This is a genomic window from Bathymodiolus heckerae thiotrophic gill symbiont (genome assembly GCF_900128515.1).
Lineage (GTDB): Bacteria > Pseudomonadota > Gammaproteobacteria > PS1 > Pseudothioglobaceae > Thioglobus_A.
On the sequence record NZ_FQTP01000104.1, the window covers coordinates 1 to 4410 of the forward strand.

The window sequence follows — 4410 nt, forward strand, 5'->3', positions numbered from 1 at the left end:
TGGCCTTTTATTTTGTCTCCACCTTCGCTATCGCTCAGACTCCGACAAAACAACCGGCCCTACGGCTATCGCGGACTAAAAATCTTCACTTCGCTAAAGCTCCGTTTCCAGGATTTTCAGCGAAGGTAATGACTTGCTTTTTAATTATCTTGATGATAATATTTAATCTTTCAAATTACAGGGAGAGACTTATGAAACAAGATTTTAGAGCATTCTTTTTGGCAATGTCTGAGCTTGAAAAAGTGTTATACGCACAAAAAGCGGGCACCTCTGCAGCTTATATACAGGCACATCTCATTACGCGTTACAAGATCCCCCGTAAAAAGCTGATGCTTAGCCTGGCTGAAGCGAGTGAAGATAGGGTTAGCGTTACTGATTTAACAAACTTTTTTTATGCAAAAGTAGAACCCAGAAAAAAAAGAAACAAGAAGAGCGCGTGTTCGACCCTTGTAGATTGTCAATAACGAAAAAAGCAGGTCCGGTGAAATGATCAAAATAACCATTGTTAGTACCAAAGGCGGCGTAGGAAAAACAACCTTAACAGCCAATTTAGGCGGTTTACTCGCCGACTCTGGTTACCGCGTGCTATTAATTGATGCAGACCCTCAGCCAACACTCTCAAGTTATTATGCATTAAAAGAGAAAGCCGACAATGGCTTGACTCATTTTCTGATCAACTCTGATAGTCGTACTGTTATCTCTCATACGCATATCGATAATCTGGATATCATCGTCTCTGATGATCCCAATGGGAAATTAAGAGACTGGATACGTGACACACCTGATGGTCGGGTAAGGTTGAAGCACATATTATCGCAACTGGATAATCAATATGATTTTGTGTTACTCGATACTCAGGGAGCTGTAGGCCCCCTTCAAGATGCTGCAGTGACTGCTGCAGACTTTATGCTCTCCCCTATTCCCCCGGAAATCTTATCGGCCAAAGAATTTGTCCGAGGAACCGTTAAAATGATTGAAAGATTACAGCCCATGGCAAGATTAGGTGCGCCTATAGGCCCGCTTCGCGGCATCATTTATCGTCAAGATAGAACGGTTGATGCCAGAATTATCACCGAAGAATTAAGAGCCGCATCATTCACCCCTAGCAAAGGCGCTATTACCATCCTTAACACGGTTATCCCCAGCTCCGTTGTCTACAGAGAAGCAGCGACTCAAAAAATCCCCGTGCACCGCATAGAGCAGAAAAATAAACGAAATAATAATTTGTCAGCAAAGCAAATTATGGTTGAGCTCGCTCGTGAATTAATCCCTAACCTTCCAGACATAGCGTAAAGACTGATGAATCAAAAGCAAGGGCAACAAAAAAGCAAGTACAGGGCATGTTATTAGAGGGTAATTTTGCGGAGCATACAGATACTCCTTTGGCTTTATCTGATCCTCTGACCGTCACCCAAATGATTTTAAAGCTATCTGAAATCAAAGCGTATGACAAAACCCACGCAAAGAAAAAAACCCACTTTATGATGAAATCAAGGCATCCGTTCTAAGTAATAAACGCCTGAATAATAACTTCAATATCACCAGAAGACCGGTGACCATCTGTTTATGATTGAATCAGGTGGAAATACACGCCTGCAAATACTGAATGAGCTGTATAACGAAACGGGCGATGAAGCCTTTAATCAGGTTCAATGCCTGTTTGTGCCATGGTCTTCTGAGTCAAATATTCTCACGTCTCATTTAATAGAAAATGAAATACGTGGCGATATGATTTTAATTGATAAAGCTTATGCGGTGAAAAGCCTGAAAGAGGAAATAGAAATTGAGCTTGGAAAAGAATTATCTCGTAACGAATTTTCTACACTAGCGGCAGATCGAGGTTATAAAATCTCAAGAAAAAGCCTGACTCGATTAAATTACGCAATAGAACTCGACCAAATGATCCCTCATGTATTGAGAGCTAATATAAGTACCCGCAAGATAGATGAAATAAAAAAAATATATCAAACCTACAGCGATTACTGCCGCGATAAAACTGATCGTTTTGACCTTATTTTTATGGGGATTATGTCAGAGCATGATAATGAAGAATTTAACATAAAAGATGTGCGCACTGACCTTGATGTACAGCTTGCAGCCGAAATCGAAGTTCAAAGCAATCATATTTTTCTTGAGATTCAGGCTAGGATAGTGAACTCTACAGCCTGTCAAAATACTAGTGATGCTTATAATTCATTGGCACAACAAAGTGGAGTGATTTATCCTAATAATACCGCTTCGATACCCTCCACTAAATCTCAAGAAAGTGATACGGGTGATTCACACGCTGCAGCAAGTGAACAACACCCAGAACACCTAGCTGAAAACAAAGCGACAAGCAATCAACAAAGTAACATCTCCCCTGCCCATCAAACCGCATTAACACCAGAGCCAGAAGGTAATGATGATATCGACCTGATGGGCTTACGTGGTAGAAATTATGAAATGGTATGTGACTTTGCTCGCCATTTCGTTATGGATCATGTCATCCATCAAAGTGATTCAGGACTCGGTTTTATTATCGAGTGCCCAGTTGAAGCATTTGATTTTGACGGCTCCCAGAGACAAAAAGAGACGGTATATCTTAAATATATTGTTTGGTGGTTTTTATTCGGACTGTCTGAACAAAATACTGATCCAAAACGATTCCATGCATGGAATCACTTAGAATTATTTACGCTTTTTCATCATCAAGAACGCGGTACTAATGCGCTGAATGATCGTGTTAAACAAGCACCTGAGATATTAAATTTATTAGCGATAATCATACAATGCCCAGTGGCATTAACTGACACAGGTTTTCTAAAATTGTTTAGGTTGATGGAAAACATTAGAAAAATAAAAAAACATTACCCGGACAAGCAGATTTGGGATTACCAGGAATAAATTTAGAAAATAATCATTACAATTATGGGGAATATATGAGCAATGCATCTGACTATGTATTTCAAACATTACTATATGTTTCAAGACTGGTGTCAGAAGGTGATTTTAAAAGCGCTGAATGCATGGGGTTAAATAACGAGCAAATGTCTATAATTGGTGATTTAAGAAGCCAGGATATTCATGTCTTGTCAGGCTTGACGCAAGCAAAGATTTTGTCTGTTCAGTTTGATAAAAAGGCTCTGGATAAAGCCCTGGTGATTATTGGCGACAAAAAAAGACATCAACATAAAATTTATGAATTACTCAGACAAGGAGCGTCATATCCAGTTATGAAGTACTTATATGGGCTAACAACTTCTGATATGGCCAATTATAAAAAATTCCTTAACTTACCCAGAAGCGATGGGAGACCCTCAGTGCCATCCGAAGATAAGCAGGATATGCTATGGAAGCATATTACACATGTAGATATTAACTCTGATGAGTTAGCAGATAAGCTGTTACACGCACCAAGAGTCACTAACATACGGATCAATGTGATATGGCTAGTATTAAATAAATGGGATAAAGAACTCCCTGAATATACAGCAAAGAGTGTTTGTTAAAAATAGCAGCATGCTACGGAAATGGAAAACGAGATATCAGATAACATAAAGATTCTATCGAACCGCATATCAAGTGAGTTAGAAAGGTTATCAAGTGAACCGCGAGGAAACACAAGCTCTGTTGACTCGCTGGTTTATATTGGCAATTGGCAGGATGCCATCCCAAGATCCATATGGGTTGATAAAGAGCTTGATTCAAGAGAAGTAAGGTCATGGGGGATTATTAGAACCCAGGCGATACATAGTTCGGCTGTTATGTTGAGCCTGAACAGATTGTTAACGGAAACACTGGATTACTCCAATGCAGCGGTATCGAGTATAAACTATGTTCTCAGGTTAACCGGGCGGATATCACTCTGCTCGCAACTGCGAACACAAGGGGGACAATTTAAAGGCAATATTTATGCTATCCACGATGCACCAGTATCTATCTCTGACTCTATCTATCTTGATAAAGACTATTTAACTTTTGTGCAGCAGCAGATATCGCATAAAAACAAAAAAATCAGCAAGCTTGCTGAGTCTATTTGGCAAGGCTTAGCTAACTCGGTAAAAAATGACGCCAACTTTTTACAGGCAGATTCTTCTGAATTAATCTCACAATCTATTCGTGGTTTGAGTGTTGGTCAAGCAGAAGGATCAGAACTAAACCGCCATGTTTATATTTTAAACATGGATGAAAATAGCCACGTTTATATTTTAAACGCGGTAGAAAATAGCCATGTTCAAAATTTAAACATGGCTGATAAAATCATTCTTACTGATACAAATCAAATACTTAATAACCACGTTCGTAACTTCTCATTATCCACCGGCAGCGGCCGCACGGATAGCGTCTGATAAGGGTGGAATATCCCCTATACCCATAAGCGATCTTTCAAATAATCCCAAAATGATAGGCCATGCTTTCGACAGGTCT

Annotated in this window: 5 protein-coding genes and 1 pseudogene; all 6 read left to right on the forward strand. The window is 39.6% G+C overall.

Going from position 1 to position 4410, the window contains the following annotated elements; genetic code table 11:
* On the forward strand, window positions 1-464 hold a 464-nt coding region (locus tag BTHERMOSOX_RS09450), incomplete at its 5' end, for a hypothetical protein (protein ID WP_212744648.1).
* A gap of 22 nt (window positions 465-486) precedes the next feature.
* Entirely contained in the window at window positions 487-1293 is an 807-nt protein-coding gene (locus BTHERMOSOX_RS09455; protein WP_138120871.1) for a ParA family protein, read from the forward strand.
* Between the two features lie 47 nt (window positions 1294-1340).
* Complete coding sequence (locus BTHERMOSOX_RS09460; RefSeq protein ID WP_171004723.1) at window positions 1341-1508, forward strand: hypothetical protein; 168 nt, start codon at window positions 1341-1343, stop codon at window positions 1506-1508.
* A 49-nt stretch (window positions 1509-1557) separates the two neighbouring features.
* Window positions 1558-2886, forward strand: a pseudogene (locus BTHERMOSOX_RS09465) (ParB family protein); the annotation flags it as partial.
* Window positions 2868-3491 carry an STY4526/YPO1902 family pathogenicity island replication protein gene (locus tag BTHERMOSOX_RS09470; RefSeq protein ID WP_138120875.1) on the forward strand — a complete coding sequence of 208 codons (624 nt, stop codon included), beginning with the start codon at window positions 2868-2870 and terminating at the stop codon, window positions 3489-3491. The pseudogene BTHERMOSOX_RS09465 and the gene BTHERMOSOX_RS09470, both read left to right, overlap by 19 nt.
* 21 nt (window positions 3492-3512) lie before the next feature.
* Window positions 3513-4331: a hypothetical protein gene (locus BTHERMOSOX_RS09475; protein ID WP_138120877.1), complete on the forward strand. Its 819-nt coding sequence runs from the start codon at window positions 3513-3515 to the stop codon at window positions 4329-4331.
* The last annotated feature ends 79 nt before the right edge of the window (window positions 4332-4410 follow it).